At 70.9% G+C, this 18,135-nt stretch carries 16 protein-coding genes; 12 read left to right on the top strand and 4 right to left on the bottom strand.

Annotated elements, in window-relative coordinates:
• The first annotated feature begins 1 nt into the window (after position 1).
• From LXM50_RS16750 to LXM50_RS16720, 7 genes are all read left to right on the top strand, one after another.
• Complete coding sequence (locus LXM50_RS16750; protein WP_233312615.1) at positions 2-1,042, top strand: ABC transporter permease; 1,041 nt, start codon at positions 2-4, stop codon at positions 1,040-1,042.
• A gap of 11 nt (positions 1,043-1,053) precedes the next feature.
• Positions 1,054-1,926, top strand: a complete 873-nt coding sequence (locus LXM50_RS16745; RefSeq protein ID WP_233312614.1) for an ABC transporter permease — start codon at positions 1,054-1,056, stop codon at positions 1,924-1,926.
• A gap of 8 nt (positions 1,927-1,934) precedes the next feature.
• Positions 1,935-2,963: an ABC transporter ATP-binding protein gene (locus LXM50_RS16740; protein WP_233312613.1), complete on the top strand. Its 1,029-nt coding sequence runs from the start codon at positions 1,935-1,937 to the stop codon at positions 2,961-2,963.
• The gene (locus tag LXM50_RS16735; protein ID WP_233312612.1) at positions 2,960-3,784 is read left to right on the top strand and encodes an ATP-binding cassette domain-containing protein; all 825 of its coding nucleotides are present in this window, start codon (positions 2,960-2,962) and stop codon (positions 3,782-3,784) included. The genes LXM50_RS16740 and LXM50_RS16735 overlap by 4 nt, the downstream gene beginning before the upstream one ends.
• A complete protein-coding gene (locus LXM50_RS16730) occupies positions 3,784-4,917 on the top strand; it encodes a sugar phosphate isomerase/epimerase family protein (protein ID WP_233312611.1) in 1,134 nt (377 codons plus the stop codon). The genes LXM50_RS16735 and LXM50_RS16730 overlap by 1 nt, the downstream gene beginning before the upstream one ends.
• Before the next feature lie 119 nt (positions 4,918-5,036).
• Entirely contained in the window at positions 5,037-6,329 is a 1,293-nt protein-coding gene (locus tag LXM50_RS16725) for a hypothetical protein (protein WP_233312610.1), read from the top strand.
• Positions 6,326-7,438: a ring-opening amidohydrolase gene (locus LXM50_RS16720; RefSeq protein ID WP_233312609.1), complete on the top strand. Its 1,113-nt coding sequence runs from the start codon at positions 6,326-6,328 to the stop codon at positions 7,436-7,438. Before LXM50_RS16725 ends, LXM50_RS16720 begins: the two co-directional genes overlap by 4 nt.
• 159 nt (positions 7,439-7,597) lie before the next feature.
• Here the strand turns inward: LXM50_RS16720 and LXM50_RS16715 are convergent, their stop codons facing one another.
• Entirely contained in the window at positions 7,598-9,466 is a 1,869-nt protein-coding gene (locus tag LXM50_RS16715; RefSeq protein WP_233312608.1) for a phosphoenolpyruvate carboxykinase (GTP), read from the bottom strand.
• Between the two features lie 110 nt (positions 9,467-9,576).
• Between LXM50_RS16715 and LXM50_RS16710 the strand changes: the two genes are divergently transcribed.
• Both LXM50_RS16710 and LXM50_RS16705 read left to right on the top strand, forming a co-directional pair.
• The gene (locus LXM50_RS16710; RefSeq protein ID WP_233312607.1) at positions 9,577-11,016 is read left to right on the top strand and encodes a helix-turn-helix domain-containing protein; all 1,440 of its coding nucleotides are present in this window, start codon (positions 9,577-9,579) and stop codon (positions 11,014-11,016) included.
• A gap of 222 nt (positions 11,017-11,238) precedes the next feature.
• Positions 11,239-11,904: an SDR family oxidoreductase gene (locus tag LXM50_RS16705; RefSeq protein WP_233312606.1), complete on the top strand. Its 666-nt coding sequence runs from the start codon at positions 11,239-11,241 to the stop codon at positions 11,902-11,904.
• A 315-nt stretch (positions 11,905-12,219) separates the two neighbouring features.
• On the opposite strand, the gene LXM50_RS16700 is transcribed toward LXM50_RS16705, so the two are convergent.
• Positions 12,220-13,290 carry a winged helix DNA-binding domain-containing protein gene (locus LXM50_RS16700; protein WP_233312605.1) on the bottom strand — a complete coding sequence of 357 codons (1,071 nt, stop codon included), beginning with the start codon at positions 13,288-13,290 and terminating at the stop codon, positions 12,220-12,222.
• A 178-nt stretch (positions 13,291-13,468) separates the two neighbouring features.
• Between LXM50_RS16700 and LXM50_RS16695 the strand changes: the two genes are divergently transcribed.
• From LXM50_RS16695 to LXM50_RS16685, 3 genes are read left to right on the top strand one after another with little or no spacing between them, the layout of a single operon-like run.
• The gene (locus LXM50_RS16695; RefSeq protein WP_233312604.1) at positions 13,469-14,881 is read left to right on the top strand and encodes a ferric reductase-like transmembrane domain-containing protein; all 1,413 of its coding nucleotides are present in this window, start codon (positions 13,469-13,471) and stop codon (positions 14,879-14,881) included.
• Between the two features lie 33 nt (positions 14,882-14,914).
• Positions 14,915-15,463 (top strand): FMN-binding protein, encoded by a 549-nt coding sequence (locus tag LXM50_RS16690; RefSeq protein WP_233312603.1) that lies wholly within the window; start codon positions 14,915-14,917, stop codon positions 15,461-15,463.
• On the top strand, positions 15,460-16,335 hold the full coding sequence (locus LXM50_RS16685) for an FAD:protein FMN transferase (RefSeq protein WP_233312602.1): 876 nt from the start codon (positions 15,460-15,462) through the stop codon (positions 16,333-16,335). The genes LXM50_RS16690 and LXM50_RS16685 overlap by 4 nt, the downstream gene beginning before the upstream one ends.
• Positions 16,336-16,358: 23 nt before the next feature.
• Here the strand turns inward: LXM50_RS16685 and LXM50_RS16680 are convergent, their stop codons facing one another.
• Together LXM50_RS16680 and LXM50_RS16675 are read right to left on the bottom strand one after the other, a co-directional pair.
• A complete protein-coding gene (locus LXM50_RS16680; RefSeq protein WP_233312601.1) occupies positions 16,359-17,372 on the bottom strand; it encodes a HAMP domain-containing sensor histidine kinase in 1,014 nt (337 codons plus the stop codon).
• A gap of 31 nt (positions 17,373-17,403) precedes the next feature.
• Complete coding sequence (locus tag LXM50_RS16675; RefSeq protein WP_233312600.1) at positions 17,404-18,072, bottom strand: response regulator transcription factor; 669 nt, start codon at positions 18,070-18,072, stop codon at positions 17,404-17,406.
• Positions 18,073-18,135 lie beyond the last annotated feature (63 nt).

The following is an 18,135-nucleotide window of genomic DNA, read 5'->3' as shown; positions in this document are numbered from 1 at the left end:
CATGGCCAACAGCAATCCGGCGCGGCAGACCACGGTCTTCCTGCTGCGCAAAGCCCTGTCCTCCGTCATCACCCTCATCGGCCTGAGCGCGTTCGTCTTCCTGATGGTCAAGCTCATCCCGGGCGATGAGGCCCGCGTGGCGGCCGGCGAGAACGCCAGTCCCGAGCAGGTCGCGGCGGTCAGCAAGGCCCTGGGCCTGGATCAGCCGTTCCTCGTGCAGCTGATGACGTTCTTCGGGCGGCTCGTGCGCGGCGACCTCGGCACCTCGATCACGACCCACGTGTCGGTCACGCAGGGCATCGGACAGGTGCTCCCGCAGACCATCGAGCTGGTGCTGCTGGCGGTGATCATCGTCGTCACCTGCGTGACGCCGCTGGCCACCCTCTCGGCGCTGCGACGCGACGGAGCGGCTGACTTCACGATCAAGACGCTCGTGATCATCTGCGCCGGCCTGCCGACGTTCTGGCTCGCACTGCTGCTGCAGTACCTGCTGGGCACCAAGCTGCAGCTGGTCCCGATCTCCGGCCGCCTGTCTCGCGGATTCGACATCCCGACGCGGACGGGGTCGGTGATCATCGACTCGCTGCTGGCCGGCAATCCCCTGGCCGCCTGGGACGGCGTGCAGCACCTGATCCTCCCGGCCATCGTCCTGGCTCTGCCGTTCGCCGCGCAGCTGTACCGCATCATGCGCGCCGAGCTCATCCAGGTCCTGGCCCGCGAGCACCTCACGGTCGCGCGCGCCAAGGGGATCCCGCAGCGCCAGCTCGTCTGGCGGCACGTCCTGCCGAACGCCATCGGTCCCTCGATGACCCTTGTCGGGATCCAGTTCGGCGCCATGGTCGGCGCCGCCGTCCTCGTGGAATCCGTGTTCGGCCTGGTGGGAGTCGGCTCCTACCTGACCAATGCGGTCGCCCAGAAGGACACCTTCGCCGTGCTCGGCGGGGTGCTGGTGATCGGCGTCCTGGTGGTCGTCTGCAACTACATCGTCGACGTCCTCCAGCTCATCCGAGACCCGCGTCTGCGGGCCGGGCAGCTGGGTTAGGAGCGGAAATCATGAGCAACACTCTCGCAATGATCGCGCCCATGCGGCGCCGTACCGTCCGCTCCATCACCGGCATCTCCGGGATGCAGATCATCATCCCCATCGTGGTGGTGCTGCTGCTGCTGCTGGCGATCGTCGGGCCGCTGATCGCGCCGTACGACGCGGTCTACCGGTCGGACATCCTGAACGCGTTGCAGGCGCCCAGCGCCGCGCACTGGTTCGGCACGGACGAGCAGGGCCGCGACGTGTTCTGGCGCATCATCGCCGGCGCGCAGTCGTCGCTGCTGAGCTCGGTGATCATCGTCACCGGCTTCTCCGTTATCGGCATCCTGGTCGCCACCCTCGCCACCCTCGGCGGCAAGTGGGCCGACGAAGTGCTGATGCGGGTCGTCGACGCCGCCCTGGCGTTCCCGCCGATCATCTTCGCCCTCGGTGTCGCCGCGGCGCTCGGTCCGAGCCTCAACTCGGCCGTCATCGCGATGATCCTCACCGGATGGCCCGTGACGGCGCGCGTGCTGCGCGGCGTCATGAAGGAGACGATGGCTCAGCCGTTCGTGGAGAACGCCCGTGTGCTGGGCGTCTCCCGCACGAGGCTCATGCTGCACCACGTGATCCCGAACTCGCTCGACGTGCTCGTGGTCAAGTGGGCCGGTGACATCGGCAACACGATCCTGATCCTCGGAGGCCTGTCCTTCGTCGGCGTCGGCGCACAGCCGCCGAGCGCCGAGTGGGGCGCGATGGTCACCAGCGCGAAGGGCATCATCGCCACCGCGCCGTGGGCCGCGTTCGCTCCGGGTCTCGCGATCGCCATCACCGCCGTGGCCTTCGGTCTGCTCGGCGACATCCTCCAGGTCCGCTTCAACCCCGCCCTTCGCAGAAGGTGAGCACGGCAATGAACACTCTCACGAACGCCCGCAACGGGCGGACCGGCGCGATGCCGGCGACCACTCCGCTCCTGTCGGTGCGGAACCTCACGATCGACGCCGGCCCCAAGGACGAGCCGATCCGGCTGGTCGAGGACTTCAGCCTCGAGATGCGCCCGGGCGACCGGGTGGCGCTCGTTGGCGAGTCCGGATCCGGTAAGTCGGTCACCGCTCGCTCGATCATGCGACTCGACGCCGACTTCCGGCTCTCCGGTTCGGTGGAGTTCCAGGGGCAGGACCTGCTGAAGCTCAGCGACAAGCAGATGGTCGGTGTCCGCGGACACCGGATCGGCATGGTCTTCCAGGATCCGATGGGCGCGCTCAACCCCCTCATGACGATCGGGGAGCAGGTGATGGAGCCCCTGCGGATCGCGGGAGTCTCCCGCGCCGAGGCGGAGAAGCGCGCGAAGGCGGTGCTCGAGGAGCTCGGCGTGGTGAACGCCGAGGCCCGGATGAGGGCCTACCCGCACGAGTTCTCCGGCGGCATGCGGCAGCGCGTCGTCCTCGCGATGGCCCTCATCTCGGATCCGTCCCTGATCATCGCGGACGAACCCACCACGGCCCTGGACGTGCGCGTGCAGGAGCAGGTGCTCACGCTCATGGACAAGGTGTCCAAGGAGCGCGGTCTCGCCGTGCTGCTGATCACGCACGACCTCGGCACCGTTGCCGGATTCACCGATCGCGTCGCGGTGATGTACTCCGGCCGCAAGGTGGACGAGGGCGCCGTCGACACGCTGTTCGCGCACCCCGCGCACCCCTACACGCAGGGTCTGCTGCAGGCCGTGCCGCGCATCGATCAGACGGTCCCCCGCCTGCTCACCATCGCGGGCGCCCCGCCGCACCCGGCGAGCCGCCCCACGGGCTGCGCCTTCAACCCGCGCTGCCCCAAGGCGTTCGACCTGTGCACGCGGGAGGTGCCGGAACTGCGGCCCGCCCCCGACGGCGGCGTCGTCGCCTGCCACCTCTACCCGGCCGCAGGAGAGGAGACGGCAGCATGAGCCTCCTGGAGCTGCGCGACGTGAACAAGGTGTTCCACGCGCTCGGACGCGAACCCGTCCACGCCCTGCGCGACGTCGACCTGACGGTCGAGGAGGGCACGATCACCGGGCTGGTGGGCGAATCGGGATCCGGCAAGACCACCATCATCAAGAGCATCATGGGCCTGGAGAAGCCCACGAGCGGCACGATCACCTACGACGGGATCAACATCCCCGAGGCGAAAGGCGCGACCCTGAAGAGGATCCGCCGTGAGGTGCAGTTCGTGTTCCAGGACCCGACGTCGAGCCTGAACCCGAGGATGACCGTGGAGAAGCTCGTCGGCGAGGGACTGCTCGTGCACGATCTCGAACCGGACCGCAAGCGGCGGCGCGCGCGCGTCGCCGAGCTGCTCATGCAGGTCGGCCTCAGCGATCGCGACCTCGACCGCTACCCGCGCTCGTTCTCGGGCGGACAGCGGCAGCGCATCGCGATCGCGCGGGCGCTGGCCGTGGGGCCGAAGCTGCTCATCTGCGACGAGCCCGTCTCGGCGCTGGACGTGTCGGTGCAGGCGCAGGTCCTCAACCTGCTGCAGGACATGCAGGAGGATCTCGGCTTCACGGTGCTGTTCATCGCGCACGACCTCGCGGTGGTCCGGCAGATCTGCTCGCAGGTCGCGGTGATCCAGCTCGGCCAGATCGTCGAGGACGGTCCCGCCGGCACTGTGCTCGCGCACCCGTCGCATCCCTACACGAAGGCGCTGCTCGCCGCCGTGCCGAACCCCAACCCGACCATCGCCCGGCAACGGGCGCTGGAACGGCTCCTAGAGGAGAAGGTGGCGTGATGTCCGAGACGACGACATCGGCCCACCGGATCCGGGTGGGCGTCGACGGCAAGAAGATCCCGGAGGCCGCCAGGCGCGGGCCGCTCGCCACGATCGGCCACGCGCACGAGCTGGGCATGGACGGCCTGTTCTTCCGCAGCGTGCTGGACATGAGTCCGACCCTGGATCCCGGCGTGCTGCGCGAGCTCCGGCAGCGCGCCGACGAGCTCGACCTCTACCTGGAGACGGGCCTCGGCAAGGTGAATCCGTACGCGAACCCGGAGGCCCCGGAGCTTCGAGCCATCGGAGACGGCGACATCCTGCGCGGGTTCCGGCGGATGATGGAGGCCAGTGCCGCCATCGGCTGCCGCGAGCTGTGGGTGGCCACGGCCAACTTCAAGGGGACCTATTTCGGTCGGCTCGCCTACGACCGGTTCCGCACGGACGCGGACTGGGCGGACCAGCTGGCCGCGACGGAGAAGTTCCTGAAGCGGCTCGCGCCCATCGCCCGTGATCTCGGGATCCACATGAATCTGGAGACCCACGAGGAGGTCACCAGCTTCGAGCTGGTGCGCCTCGTGGAGGCCGTGGGCCCCGACACGACGGGCATCGTCTTCGACACCTCCAACGTGCTGCAGCGCATGGAGCATCCGGTGTTCTCGGCACGACGGGTGGCGCCGTACGTCCGTCAGACGCACCTCAAGGACGCCTACGTGGCTCACGAGGAGGGCGGCCTCGCGCACCAGCTGCGGCCGTACGGCACCGGACTCGTGGACTTCGCAGGACTGCTGCCGATCATCGTCGCGGCGAACCCGCGGATGAACGTGACGATCGAGCCGCCGCAGCCCTATGCGGACAAGGCACCGGCTCAGCGCCCCCGGGTGATCGAGGCGTTCGACCCCGAGTTCCTGGCCGGGCACCCCGACCTGGGGGTCGAGGAGCTCGCCGCCTACCTCGACATGGTGCACGCGTACGAGCAGCGCATCCAGTCCGGCGAGGTGCCGGACTGGCGCCGGTACCTGGCGCAGCCCTACGAGTACGACGAGGCGGTCGACACGATCAGGACCGGGGCGCGTATGGCCCGCTCCATCATCGCCGACGCCGGCTACCCGCTGCACTCCCCGGTCGCGCAGACCGCAGGCGCAGGGCGCTGACACCGGCGCGACCCCGCACCGGTCCGGTGCCGCATCACCTCGATGCGCACCGGACCGGTCACCGACGAGCACGAACGACGAACGACGAACGACGAACGACGAACGACGAAGGACGCGACATGATCAATCCCCACCACGAGTACCGGGTCGAGGGGAGCCACTGGGTCAGCCCTGTCAACTTCGAGGACGAGGTCACCCGCGACTTCGACTTCCCCCGGCCCCTGGGCCTCATCGACAGCACCCTGCGCAAGACCAACTACACGGCCGGCACGCGCACCACGATCGACGGCTACCTGCGGATCGCCCAGGCCCTCGAGGACATCGGCATCCGCGACGAGAGCCTCAACCTCGACTGGTGGGGCGACGACGAGCCCAACGCCCGCGAGCTCGAGCTTGTCCGCGAGATCCTCGCCGGCGGCTTCGGCTTCACCTGCAACGTGTACGCCGACACCCTGCTCGGCAACGGCGAGGGCACCCCGAAGATCGATCCCTGCTCGACGGTCGACCTGCTCCTCGAACTCGGTGCGACCGTCATCGGCCCCGGGATCGTCGAGGCCTCCTCCCCGGAGGCCGAGGCACGGCAGTTCGCGCAGCTGGCCGAGGTCACCGAGTACGCCGCCTCCAATGGACTGGCCTGGACCGTCACACTCGCCCAGGCGGGTCGCCGCGACTTCGACGCCATGATGCGCGCGGCGAACGAGGCCGTCGCTCTCGGCGCCCGGCGGATCGACCTGATGGACTCCACCAGCAGCCTCGGCCCCGAGGCGATGCGCGTGTTCATCCGCCGCTTCCGCTCGCGTCTGACCACCGCCGTGCCGCTGACGATGCATGTCCACGACGACTTCGGGCTCGGCACCGCCGCCGCGATCGCCGCGGCGGCCGCGGGCGCCGGCCCCGACGTGTCGGTGAACGGCGTCTCCTACCGGTGCGGCTTCCCGCCGCTGGAGGAGGTGGCCACGAGCCTCGAGGTGCTCTACGGCGTCGACACCGGCATCAGGCTCGATCGGCTGCAGGCGCTGTCGGACCTGGTCTACGAGGAGATCGGGATCCCCAACCCGGCCCTCAAGCCGGTCACCGGCCGGTACGCCTTCCTGAAGAGCACGACCGCCGACGTCCTCAGCTCGCTGCGCGACGGCGTACGGACGTTCCCGCCGATCTCCGGCTGCGTGCACGCCGACGTCGTCGGCGCGGACATCCGCTGGGTGTGGGACCGGCTCAGCACCCGGGCCATGGTGCGCCAGCTGGCCGCGAACCTCGGGCTGGAGGTCGACGATGACGCTGTGGAGACCGCGTACCGGGCGCTCAACGACGCGATCGACGAGATCGTGGAGTACCCGCGCTGGCTCACCCCCGAGCAGGCGGAGGCCGTTCTGCGGGAGGCGGTGCGCACCGGCGCACCGAGCCGCGCATGACCGCGCAGGCCGTCGACGCGTTCCGTGTGCCCATGGGCGGCCTGCGGGACGTGTCGGGGCTCGTCGAGCTCGTGGCGGAAGGGCGTCTGAACCCCGACCACATCGTCGCCGTCACCGGCAAGACCGGCGGCTGGGGCGACACGTACGACACGAGCCGGGTCGATGCGGATCACGCCGTGCGGCGCTTCCTGCTCGATCACGGCACCCGCCCCGCTCCCGTGGTCGAGGCGCTGCCGATGGCGTTCAGCGCCGGGGTCGGCACGATCATGACCCCGCATCTGGTCGTCTACACGCGCACCGCGGCGGAGCCCGCCGCGGACGGACTGCCCCGGCTCGCGATCGGGAGTGCCGCCTCGACCACGATCCTCCCGGAGTGGATCGGCCGGGCCGCGCACGTGAACGCCAACGCCGATGCGGTGCGCGCCGCCGCGGACGATGCGGGGATGGCACCTGCCGACATCGAGTTCGTGATCGGCAAGTCCTACTACCCCCCGCTCGAGGACATCGCCGCCGCGCGCTCGGCGGACGAAGCGCTGCCCGAGCCGGATCCGCAGGGCGTCTTCGGGTTCTCCAGCGGCAGCATCGCGCAGGCCGTGCGCATCGTCGTCGACGGCGCCCCGTTGCCGGACGAGGCGGCGATCGGCACCGATCCGGCGCTGTTCAGCGACAAGGTCGCGGTGTCGTCGAACGTCTGGGAGGACGTGGGCGGTGCCGGCCCGCGAACGCACCTCGTCGCGCTCGGCAACCGCCGGGGCGCCGGAGGCCGGCTGCGCGTCGGGCGCGCCGTCATCGCGGACCTGCTCGACATCGGCGCGGTCACCCGAGCCGTGCGCGACGCCGGCCTTGCCGTCGGCGACGGCCCGCTGCCGCCCGAGGTGCGCTCGCGCATCATCGCGACCTACGTGAAATACCAGGAGCCGGTCGACGGTCGCATCCGCGGGCGGCGGCTGGTGACCGACGACCCCGTGTACGTCAAGAACCTGAAGACCGTGGTCGCCAGCGCGTTCTCCGCGATGCTGCAGGACAACATGATCTGGATCTCCGCGGGCGGCGTCCAGCAGGGACCTCCGGGCGGAGGGACCCTCGCCATCGTCCTCGACGTGAGCTGACCGTCGGCACCGATGAGAACGCGGCGGCAGGATGCCGGAGACCACTCAGCCATGGGTCTGTCTCCGACATCCCGCCGCCGCGGGTCTTGGTGGATCCGGCCCCTCTCCCCCGCCGGCGCAGTGGCCGAGGGACCGGATCACGTCTGTGCGAAGCGCCGCTCAGGCGCTCGCGAGGCGGTAGCGCAGCGAGGCGAGCTCGGTGGTGAGCGCCGCCGGGAGGCGGTCGCCGAACGTCGCGAAGAACTCCTCGGTCGAGTCGGCCTCGCGGGTCCACGACGCGGTGTCGACGCTGAACAGCTCGTCGAGATCCTCATCGGTGACATCCGCACCCTCGAGGTTGAGATCCTCGATCTTCGGCAGGCGGCCGATCGGGCTGTCCACGGCGCCGACCTCGCCCTCGATGCGACGGATGATCCAGTCGATCACGCGGGCGTTGTCGCCGAACCCGGGCCACAGGAAGCGGCCGTCCGAACCACGGCGGAACCAGTTCACCTGGAAGATGCGCGGCGCCTTGTCGAAACGGACAGCGCGGCCCATCTTCAGCCAGTGCGCGAAGTAGTCGCCCATGTTGTAGCCGCAGAAAGGCAGCATCGCGAACGGGTCGCGGCGCAGCTCGCCGAGGGTGCCCTCCGCTGCGGCCGTGCGCTCGGACGAGATGGTCGCCCCCAGGAACACCCCGTGGCTCCAGTCCGTCGCCTCGACGACCAGCGGAACGTTCGTGGCGCGGCGGCCGCCGAAGAGGATCACGTCGAGAGGCACGCCCTCGGGGTCCTCCCAGTCCTCCGCGATCTGCGGGCACTGCGCCGCCGACACGGTGAAGCGCGAGTTCGGGTGCGCGGCGGGACGACCGGAATCCGGAGTCCACGCGTTGCCCTCCCAGTCGATGAGGTTCGCGGGGGCCTCGTCGGTCAGACCCTCCCACCACACATCGCCGTCGGGGCGCAGCGCCACGTTCGTGAAGATCGTGTTGCCCCACAGCGTCTCGACCGCGGTGACGTTGGTCGACTCGCCGGTGCCCGGTGCGACGCCGAAGAAGCCCGCCTCGGGGTTGATCGCACGCATGCGGCCATCGGCGCCGGGGCGGATCCAGGTGATGTCGTCGCCGAGCGTCTCGACCTTCCAGCCGGGGATCGTCGGGCGCAGCATCGCGAGGTTGGTCTTGCCGCACGCCGACGGGAACGCGGCGGCCACGTGGTAGGCCTTGCCCTCGGGCGAGATCACGCGGATGAGCAGCATGTGCTCGGCCATCCAGCCCTCGTCGCGGGCGAGCACCGAGGCGATGCGCAGCGCGAAGCACTTCTTCGCGAGGATCGCGTTGCCGCCGTAGCCGGAACCGAAGGAGTACACCTCGAGCGTGTCCGGGAAGTGCACGATCCACTTCTCGTCGTTGCACGGCCACGTGGTGTCGGCTTCGCCCTCGGCGAGCGGGGCGCCGACCGAGTGCACGGTGCGCACCCACTGGGTGCCCTCCGCGATCTGGCGGACGACGGCGGTGCCGACGCGGGTCATGATGCCGATCGACGCGACGGCGTAGGCGCTGTCGGTGATCTGCACGCCGATCTGCGAGATCGGTCCGCCGACCGGGCCCATCGAGAACGGCACGACGTACATCGTGCGTCCGCGCATCGAGCCCTCGAAGATCTCGTTCATCTTCGCGTGCATCTCCGCCGGGTCCGCCCAGTTGTTCGTCGGGCCGGCGTCGATCTCCTTCTCGGAGGCGATGAAGGTGCGCCCCTCAGTGCGGGCGACGTCGCTGGGGTGCGAGCGGGCCAGGTAGGAGCCGGGACGCCACTCCGGGTTCAGCTTGATGAGCTTGCCCTCGTCGACGAGCTCGTGCAGCAGGGCGTCGTTCTCCGCGGCGGATCCGTCGATCCAGTGCACGCGGTCGGGCTGGGTCAGGGCACGGATCTCCTCGACCCACGCCGACAGCTCGGCGAAGGCCGGTGTGTCGTACTCGGGAGCCGCACCGTACTCGCGCACGGGGGCGAGGGGGGAGATCCGCGGGGTGGACGTCTCGGCGATAGCCATGGTCTGCTCCTTAGAAGAGTGGGGCGTTGGATCCAGTTTGACGACCAATCGACGGTGTTTTGCGTCATTTGCGATCGCAAGAACACAAATTCTTTCGCTATGCTCAAGGAATGGCCTCCGGACTCGAGCTCACCACCCTCGGACATCGCATCCGACACCACCGCACGCGCAGCGGCATGACCCTGGACGAGCTGGGCGCCGCCGTCGGCGTCGCCGGATCGCAGCTGAGTCTCATCGAGAACGGCAAACGGGAGCCGAAGCTCTCCCTGCTGCAGGCGATCGCCGATGCGACCGGCACCGAGGTGAGCGACCTCATCTCGGGCGAGCCGCCGAACCGGCGCGCCGCATTGGAGATCGAGCTCGATCGCGCGCAGTCCAGCTCCGTGTTCCGCCAGCTCGGCATCGCCCCGGTGCGGGTGAGCAAGGGCATGCCGGACGAGACGATCGAGTCGATCCTGGGCCTGCACCGCGAACTGCATCGCCGCGAGCGCGAGGCGATCGCCACGCCGGAGGAGGCACGGCGGGCCAACACCGAGCTGCGCCTGAAGATGCGCGCGCTCGACAACCATCTGCCCGAGATCGAGGCACTCGCGGAGAAGCAGCTGAAAGCGGCGGGGCACTCCTCGGGCGCCCTCACCCACCGCACCGTGAGCATCATGGCCGAGCAGCTCGGCTTCGAGTTGCTGTACGTCGACGACCTGCCGCACTCGACGCGCTCGGTCACGGATCTGGAGCACGGGCGGATCTACCTCCCGCCGGCGTCGATCCCCGGCGGCCACGGCCTGCGCTCGATGGCCCTGCAGGCGATGGCGCATCGGATGCTCGGACACACTCCTCCCACCGACTACGCCGACTTCCTGCAGCAGCGACTCGAGATCAACTACTTCGCCGCATGCTGCCTGATCCCGGAGACGGCGGGGGTCGCCTTCCTGCAGCAGGCGAAGAAGGACCGCAACCTGGCCGTCGAGGACTTCCGCGACGCGTTCGGCGTGACCCACGAGGCCGCCGGCATGCGGATGACCAACCTCATGACGAAGCACCTGGACATGCGGCTGCACTTCCTGCGCGTCGACGAGTCGGGCGCGCTCACCCGCGTGTACGAGAACGACGATCTGCCGCTGCCGATGGATGTGACCGGATCCGTCGAGGGTCTCACCGTGTGTCGCAAGTTCTCGGCGCGGGCGGCCTTCAGCCAGCGCAACCGCACCACCGAGCACTACCAGTACACGGACACTCCGTCGGGAACGTTCTGGTGCTCCACCCAGACCGGATCCACCGACGGCGGCGGCTTCTCGATCACGGTCGGCGTGCCGTTCGACGACGCCCGGTGGTGGCGCGGGCGGGAGACCACGGATCGCGCACAGTCCACCTGCCCCGACGAGGCGTGCTGCCGCCGCCCGCCGGCAGGGATCGCGGAGCGCTGGAACGACAAGGCCTGGCCGAGCGCCCGTGTGCACACGCACATGTTCTCGCCGCTCCCCCGCGGCGCGTTCCCGGGCGTCGACGACAACGAGGTGTACTCCTTCCTGGATCGGCACGCGGCCCAGTAAGGGCGGTCCGGCCAGGGGGCTCGTGCGGACGGCCGGGGGCACGTGCGGACGTGCGGCGTGCGAACGGGCGGACGGGCGGCGGGTGTGGCATGCCGGCGCGCGACACCTGCAGGACCCTGCGACGGATGCACGACGGATCCCCCGTTCCCGTCGTGCATCCGTCGCGGCGTCGTGCATCCGTGTCGGGAGCACCGGTGCGGGATCCTCGGCTAGCTTCGGAGCATGCCCCTTGCCCTCGTCACCGGCGCCGCGCGCGCCGACAGCATCGCGGCGGGGATCGTGCCGCGCCTGGAACGCAGCGGGTGGACCGTCGTCACCAGCGACCTCGACGACGCCCGCTTCCCGGCCGACCTGTCGACCGCGGACGGCCCTGACGCCCTCATCGCCGCGGTGATGCGCGAGCACGGGACGATTTCGGCCCTGGTGCTGAGCCATGCCCACGACGTGGAGTCGGGGATCCTCGACACGACCGCGGACAGCTTCGATCGGCACGTCGCGGTCAACGCGCGTGCGACGCTCCTGCTGATCGCGGCGTTCGCACGGCAGGCCGCGCCTGAGGGCGGGGCCATCGTCGCGCTCACGAGCGACCACGTGACCGGGAACCTGCCCTATGGCGCGTCCAAGGGCGCGCTCGACCGCATCGTCATCTCCGCGGCGCGCGAGCTCGGACCTCGCGGGATCTCCGCGAACGTGCTGAACCCGGGTCCGATCGACACCGGATGGATGGACGACGCGACCCGCGCGCACCTGGCGGGCCTCACCCCGCAAGGGCGCCTCGGCCGACCGGCCGATGTCGCGGCCCTCGTCGACTTCCTCGTTTCGCCCGAGGGACGCTGGGTGTCCGGCCAGCTGCTCAAGTCCGACGGCGCCTTCTCCGCCGAATTCTGAATCGGCGCCCGGCGCAGGGCCGGGGCAGGAGCCGGGCGGCGGCAGGTGCAGGATGGTGGCCGGGGCGGCGGCAGGTGCAGGATGGTGGCCGGGGCGGCGGCAGGTGCAGGGGATGGCGCCTGGCGTGTGAGCGGCGGGCGGCGTTCTGGGCGGCCGGCGCGCGACACCTGCCCGATCCTGCGACGGATGCACGACGGATCCGCCGTTCTCGTCGTGCATCCGTCGCGTGATCGTGCATTCGTCGCACGACCCGGCCGACCCCGGCCGACGCCCGACGACGCGGATCGGTCGGTACTCGTCCGCCGATCCGTGGGCTCAGTGCGCCGAGACGAAGTCGGCGTAGCGGCGCAAGGCTGCGAAGACGGCGGCCGGCTCCGGCGCCGGCTCCCCCTCGAAGAGCTCTGGGATCGGATCGTCGCGGTGCCGGCCGACGGCGGCGGAATGCGACCAGGCGCCGGCGATGCGTCCGCCGGCGAGCAGGCACGCGCGCACCATGCCGTTCTTGCCGGGGCCGATCGACGCCATGCTCCGCGCCGATGCCACGGGCGAGCGATCGGCGTACGAGATGTAGTACTCGTCGAACATCGGCAGGGCGAGGGCCCCGGCATCGTCCGCCCCCGCGGCGCGACGCGGGCGGGCCGCACCGAGGAACACGCCCTCCGCCTGCTCCGTCACGCGGGGGCGCCCCCGCTCCGCCGCCTCGCGCGCCACGGTGATCGGCAGTCCCGACCACCATGCGAAGTCATCGACCGTCGCAGGACCGTGTCCTTCGACGTAGCGCACGAAGAGCTCCGCGAGCGGATCGGCGGGCGGCGTCGTCTCTGGGATCCATTCCTCCGCCAGCACGAACAGCTGCTCACGGGAGACCGCGTCGTCGCGGTGCACCACGGGCCCCTGCACCAGGATGCCGCGCACGTTGAGCGCGTAGATGAGGTGCACGCCGCGCTGACCCGCCGGATCGATGCCGATCTCCGCGAGGTCGTCGAACAGCTGCGCCCTGGTGCGCCCGCCGTCGGCCAAGCGCTCGCGGAACGCCGCCTCGACGCGGGCGATGAGGGCGTCGTCGATGCCGAGCTGGCGCTGGCGGGTCGCGTCCTGGCGGAGCTGGCGATCGCCGGTCACCGACAGCACCCAGCGCAGGTCTTCGGCGGGGATCACGTGCAGTGTGCCCCGCATGGTGTGGGTGCGCACGAGCTCGCCACGGTCGAACGCGGCGTCGACGGCGGCGAGTGTCGGCGCACCGGACGATCGGATGCCGAGCGCCCAGCGGCCGGCGATGAATTCCTGGCCCTGCACGGCGAGCATGTGCCGGGCGGCGGCGACCGGGGTGCGCGCAGGGGCGGTGAGCCGGTGCGAACGGAGCCGTTCGCTCAGAAGAGCCGTCATGGACCCATCATGCCGTGCGGTCCCGACATCGGCCGGGTGCCGCGGACAGCGCCGCGCACGGGGTGCGGACACCGCGGCGCGGGCGCGGATCCGTTCGGATCCGATGAGTTCCCTATGACGATGCTCAAGACGACCGATTCTTGGGCTTCTCTGTCAAACCCGCGCCGACGATGGTGCCATGGCAACGCTCACCACCCTCAGCCCGGTCCCGCGACGTGTCGCCGCGCCGGCCCGCCGGCTGCGCCCGGCGCTCTGGCGGATGGCCGCGGTGACGCTGATCTGGGCGACGAGCCTGTTCGTGCTCGCGCTCTGGGTGAGTGGCGCCGGGGTCCAGTCCCTGCTGGCTGTCGACGGCGACACGCTCACGACACTAGGCCGCCTGACCGGCCTCGTGTCGGCGAACCTGCTGCTGTACCAGGTGCTGCTGATGGCCCGCGTACCCGTGTTCGAGCGCGGCTTCGGCCGGGACGGCATCACCCGGCTGCACCGCCTCGTCGGGTTCTGGTCGTTCTGGCTGCTGCTGGCGCACCTGGTGCTCATCACCGCCGGGTACGCGATCACGTCGCACACCAACGTGCTCGTGCAGGCCTGGGACTTCGTCTGGGACTACCCCGGCATGCTGCTCGCAACGGCCGGCACGGGACTGCTGGTCCTCGTCGTTGTCACATCGATCCGCCGGGCGCGCCGCCGGCTGCGCTACGAGTCCTGGCATCTGCTGCACCTGTACGGCTACCTCGGCGTGGGCCTCGCGATCCCGCACATGCTCTGGACCGGCGCCGACTTCACCGCCTCCGCCGGCGCGACGTTCTACTGGTGGGCGCTGTGGGTGTGCACGGCGGCGTGCGTGCTGTGGTTCCGGGTCGCGGTGCCGCTGATCCGCAGCGCCCGGCACGGCCTCCGTGTGGTCTCCGTGTCCCCCGACGGTCAGGACGGGGTGTCGGTCCGCGTGGCCGGTCGCGACGTGCGTCGTCTCGGCGCCCGCGCCGGGCAGTTCTTCATCTGGCGTTTCGTGGACGGACCCGGCTGGACCCGCGGCCACCCGTTCTCCCTCGCGGCGGATCCCGCCGGTGACGAGCTGGTCATCTCGGCCCGTCGCGTCGGCGACGGGACCGATCGGCTGACCGAGCTGCGTCCGGGCACGCGGGTCATGGTGGAAGGCTCCTACGGCCACATGACCGGCGAGCGCCGGAGCGGCTCGCGCCTGCTCATGCTCGGCGCCGGGGCGGGCGTCGCACCTCTCGTCGCGCTGCTCGAGTCGGAGCCGTACGCGCCAGGAGAGGCGATCCTCGTCACCCGCGACCACTCCGCCTCTCACGGACTGCGCCGCGCGGAGATCGACCGGCTCGCGGTCTCCCGAGGGCTCGTGCACTACACGCTGCACGGGCGCCGTGCCGAGACGGGCACGAGCTGGGTGCCCGCCACGCACGCCGAGTGGGACGGTGCGCAGCTGCTGCAGCGCATCGCCGGAGACCTGTCCCTGTACGACGTGTACCTGTGCGGACCCGTCCCGTGGATGCAGAGCATCCGCCGCGACCTGCGCGCCGCCGGCGTCCCCGCCGAACGCATCCACAGTGAGGCCTTCGCCGTCTGAGCGGCGGATGACGGATCCGAGAGCGAGAGAACCATGAAGAAGATCGTCTACGCCGTCCTCGCCACGCTGACCGGGCTGGTCCTGCTGTTCAGCTACCGCACCTCCCTGGAGGCGGTCGCCCCGGCCGCGAGCGGCACCGCCGGCACGGCGAAGAGCACGACCGGATCCGCCACCGGGACGACTTCGGGCAGCACGTCCTCCGGGGCGTCGTCCGGCTCGTCGGCGTCGGCGTCCGGCAGCTCCTCCGGATCGTCCTCCTCCACGACCTCCGGATCCGGATCCGCCACGACCTCGACCGGCCTCAAGGACGGCACGTTCACCGGCCAGGCCGCCGATACCCGTTACGGCGCCGTGCAGGTCGCGATCACGGTGTCCGGAGGGCAGATCACCGACGTGTCGGTGCCGCAGTACCCGAACACCGAGCGCCGTGACGAGGAGATCAACGCGCAGGCGATCCCGATCCTCGTCTCGGAGACCAAGAGCGCCCAGTCGGCGCAGATCGACATGGTCTCGGGCGCCACGTTCACCTCGGACGGCTACACCCAGTCGCTGCAGAGCGCGATCGACCAGGCGAAGGCATGAGCACCGTGGCACGGCCCGTGCAGCCGCCGTCTTCCGAGCACGCGCGCACGGCCGGACCTCGGCGCCACGTCGTCACCGCGGAGCTCATGGGTACCGTCGCGAGCGCGCATGTGCTCACCGCCTCCTCTTCCCCCGCCCCGGACGTCGTCGCACGGATCGCCGCCGCGCAGTCGGCGGCGATGGACGAGCTGCACGAGATCGACGCGCTGTTCTCCCCGTTCCGCGCCGACTCGCAGATCTCGCTGCTGCGCGCGGGCTCGTTGCGTCCCGAGGATGCGGATCCGCGGATCCTCGAGGTGTCGGAGGCCTGCGTCCGCCTCGCGTCGGCCAGCGGAGGGCGGTTCGACGCGAACCGGCACGGCTGGTTCGACCCGACCGGGTACGTCAAGGGCTGGGCCGTCGAGCGAGCGGCCTTCCGGCACCTCGCTCCGCTGCTGGCCGAGGACGGTGTCCTCGCGGCGGGGCTCTCCGCAGGCGGCGACATGCAGCTGGTCACGGCGCCCGGTGCGGACTGGGTCTGGACCGTCGGCATCGCGGATCCACTCCGCCCCGGCGCCGTGCGGGCACAGGTGCCGTTGCGGGAGGGCGCCGTCGCGACCTCCGGGCCGGCCGAGCGCGGGGCGCACATCGTCGATCCCCGCACGGGACACGCCGTGCGCGATGCCCCCACGGCGACCGTGATCGCCGAGCACCTGAGCGACGCCGACGCCTGGGCGACGGTCGCCGTGGTCGCGGGCTTCGACGACCTCACCTGGCTGCGCGCCGCCCCCGACTGCTCCGGGATGCTGATCGCGGCGGACGGTCGCATCCGCCGCTGGGCGCACGGGGTGGAGGTCGCCGCGGTCGCCACGGAGCCCGCCCTCCTCCGCTGAGCACGGGGCGACCGTTTCCTCGCTCAGCGACCGGTGGCGAGGGGAAGTCGCAGCAGGAACGTGGTGCCGGCGTCCGACGTCTCCTCGATCGCGACCGACCCGCCGTAGCGCGTCGCCACGTCGCGCACCAGCGCGAGACCGAGCCCGAATCCGCGGCGCCTTCCGGTCTCGGGGCCGCGGGCGAACCGCGTGAAGATCCGCTCCCGATCCTCGACCCCGACGCCGGGGCCGCGGTCGGCGACCCGGAATTCCGCGAAGCCGCGCCCCGGGCCGCTGCCGGGTCGCGCCGAGACCACCACCGACGAAGCCCGCGGCGCGTGCTGCACGGCGTTGTCGAGCAGGGCCGTGCACAGGCGGGTCAGGGTGACGTCGGGCACGGCGACGGTCAGGCCGGACGCGACCTCCGTCTGCAGCACCACCTCCGCGCTCTCGGCGATCGGCAGAATCAGGTCGACCGCGCCGTTCACCGCGGCCGAGGCGTCCGACACCGCCGTCGGCACAGGCCCCTGGTCCGCCTGCGCGGCGAGCAGGAGCTCGGTGAGGATGTCGTCCATGGCGGCGGTGTCGCCGCGCAGACGAGCGAGGGCATCGCCGATGTCGTCGCCGCGCGCGACCCTCCGCTGCAGGATCTGCACCCGGCTGGACAGGGCCGTGAGCGGGGTGCGCAGTTCGTGGCTCGCGTCGGCCACGAAGTCGCGCTGAGCCTGCAGCGCGACCTCCAGTGGGGCGACCGCGCGCCGAGCAGCGAACCAGGCGATCAGCCCGAGCAGCGCCACCCCCACGATCCCCAGCACGATCACCCACGGCAGCACCCGGTCCACGTCCACGACCACGTGATCGGGATTGTCGACGGGCAGGCCGCCGGGCCGGGGTCCTGCCGTGACGCGGTCGTCTCCCTGGGGACGTGAGGTCGCGAGGATCACCGCGACGAGTATCCCGACCCCGGCCGCGATCACGATGGCCGAGGCGACCCCCGTCCACACTCCGATCTGCCGGGCCGAGCGACGCACCCGGTCCCGGTCGGCGGATCCGCTCACGATGTCGTCCCCCGTCGGCGGGTGCCGCGGATCATCCCGGATCCCCCGCCCGATAGCCGCGCCCGCGCACGGTGTCGATCATCTCGGACGTGGTCTTGCGCCGGATGTAGTGCACATAGGTGTCGACGGTTCCGACGCCGTCCGCCGAGGAGAAGACTCCGCGCAGGATCTCCTCGCGGCTGAACACGCGCTCGGGGCTCGCGGACAGGAACTCCAGGAATGCGGCCTCCGTGGCCGTCAGCGACACCCGAGCGCCGGTGGGCGAATGCAGCACCCAGGAATCGGGGATGAACGTCCACTCGCCGATGGCCCGACGACGGCCCTCCGCCTGGAAGCCGCGGCGCAGCGCGCGGAGTCGTGCCAGCAGCTCGTCGAAGTCGAAGGGCTTGGTGAGGTAGTCGTTGGCGCCCGCGTCCAGCCCCTCGACGCGATCCGGAACGGCGCCCAGCGCCGTCAGCATGAGCACGGGCGTGGTGATCCGCGCGGTGCGGACCGCCTCGACGAGGCGCGCCCCGTCCATTCCCGGCAGGCGGCGATCGACCAGCATCACGTCGTAGCGCTCGTCGAGCGCGCGGCGCAGAGCGACATCGCCATCGGACACGTGATCGACGGCGTACGTCTCGCCGAGCACCTCGAGGGTCATCTCGGCGATGTCCGCGTCGTCCTCCACGTAGAGGAGTCTCGGCCGGGCGTCGATCATGCAGGCCTCCTGTCCTCAGGATTGCACCACACGCGTTCCAAGACGAGGCCCAGGAACGCCCGA

The organism is Microbacterium sp. Au-Mic1, assembly GCF_021341785.1.
Classification (GTDB): domain Bacteria; phylum Actinomycetota; class Actinomycetes; order Actinomycetales; family Microbacteriaceae; genus Microbacterium.
Note: the sequence above shows the minus strand (reverse complement) of the source record. Positions and strands in the feature narration are given on the sequence as shown.

Excerpts from the sequence above, each read along its gene's own strand:
- LXM50_RS16695 (WP_233312604.1), top strand. The coding sequence starts at position 13,469 with ATGGCAACGCTCACCACCCTCAGCCCGGTCCCGCGACGTGTCGCCGCG.
- LXM50_RS16725 (WP_233312610.1), top strand. The coding sequence starts at position 5,037 with ATGATCAATCCCCACCACGAGTACCGGGTCGAGGGGAGCCACTGGGTC.
- LXM50_RS16730 (WP_233312611.1), top strand. The coding sequence starts at position 3,784 with ATGTCCGAGACGACGACATCGGCCCACCGGATCCGGGTGGGCGTCGAC.
- LXM50_RS16710 (WP_233312607.1), top strand. The coding sequence starts at position 9,577 with ATGGCCTCCGGACTCGAGCTCACCACCCTCGGACATCGCATCCGACAC.
- LXM50_RS16750 (WP_233312615.1), top strand. The coding sequence starts at position 2 with ATGGCCAACAGCAATCCGGCGCGGCAGACCACGGTCTTCCTGCTGCGC.
- LXM50_RS16705 (WP_233312606.1), top strand. The coding sequence starts at position 11,239 with ATGCCCCTTGCCCTCGTCACCGGCGCCGCGCGCGCCGACAGCATCGCG.
- LXM50_RS16700 (WP_233312605.1), bottom strand. The coding sequence starts at position 13,290 with ATGACGGCTCTTCTGAGCGAACGGCTCCGTTCGCACCGGCTCACCGCC.
- LXM50_RS16720 (WP_233312609.1), top strand. The coding sequence starts at position 6,326 with ATGACCGCGCAGGCCGTCGACGCGTTCCGTGTGCCCATGGGCGGCCTG.
- LXM50_RS16685 (WP_233312602.1), top strand. The coding sequence starts at position 15,460 with ATGAGCACCGTGGCACGGCCCGTGCAGCCGCCGTCTTCCGAGCACGCG.
- LXM50_RS16715 (WP_233312608.1), bottom strand. The coding sequence starts at position 9,466 with ATGGCTATCGCCGAGACGTCCACCCCGCGGATCTCCCCCCTCGCCCCC.
- LXM50_RS16675 (WP_233312600.1), bottom strand. The coding sequence starts at position 18,072 with ATGATCGACGCCCGGCCGAGACTCCTCTACGTGGAGGACGACGCGGAC.
- LXM50_RS16740 (WP_233312613.1), top strand. The coding sequence starts at position 1,935 with ATGAACACTCTCACGAACGCCCGCAACGGGCGGACCGGCGCGATGCCG.
- LXM50_RS16690 (WP_233312603.1), top strand. The coding sequence starts at position 14,915 with ATGAAGAAGATCGTCTACGCCGTCCTCGCCACGCTGACCGGGCTGGTC.
- LXM50_RS16735 (WP_233312612.1), top strand. The coding sequence starts at position 2,960 with ATGAGCCTCCTGGAGCTGCGCGACGTGAACAAGGTGTTCCACGCGCTC.
- LXM50_RS16745 (WP_233312614.1), top strand. The coding sequence starts at position 1,054 with ATGAGCAACACTCTCGCAATGATCGCGCCCATGCGGCGCCGTACCGTC.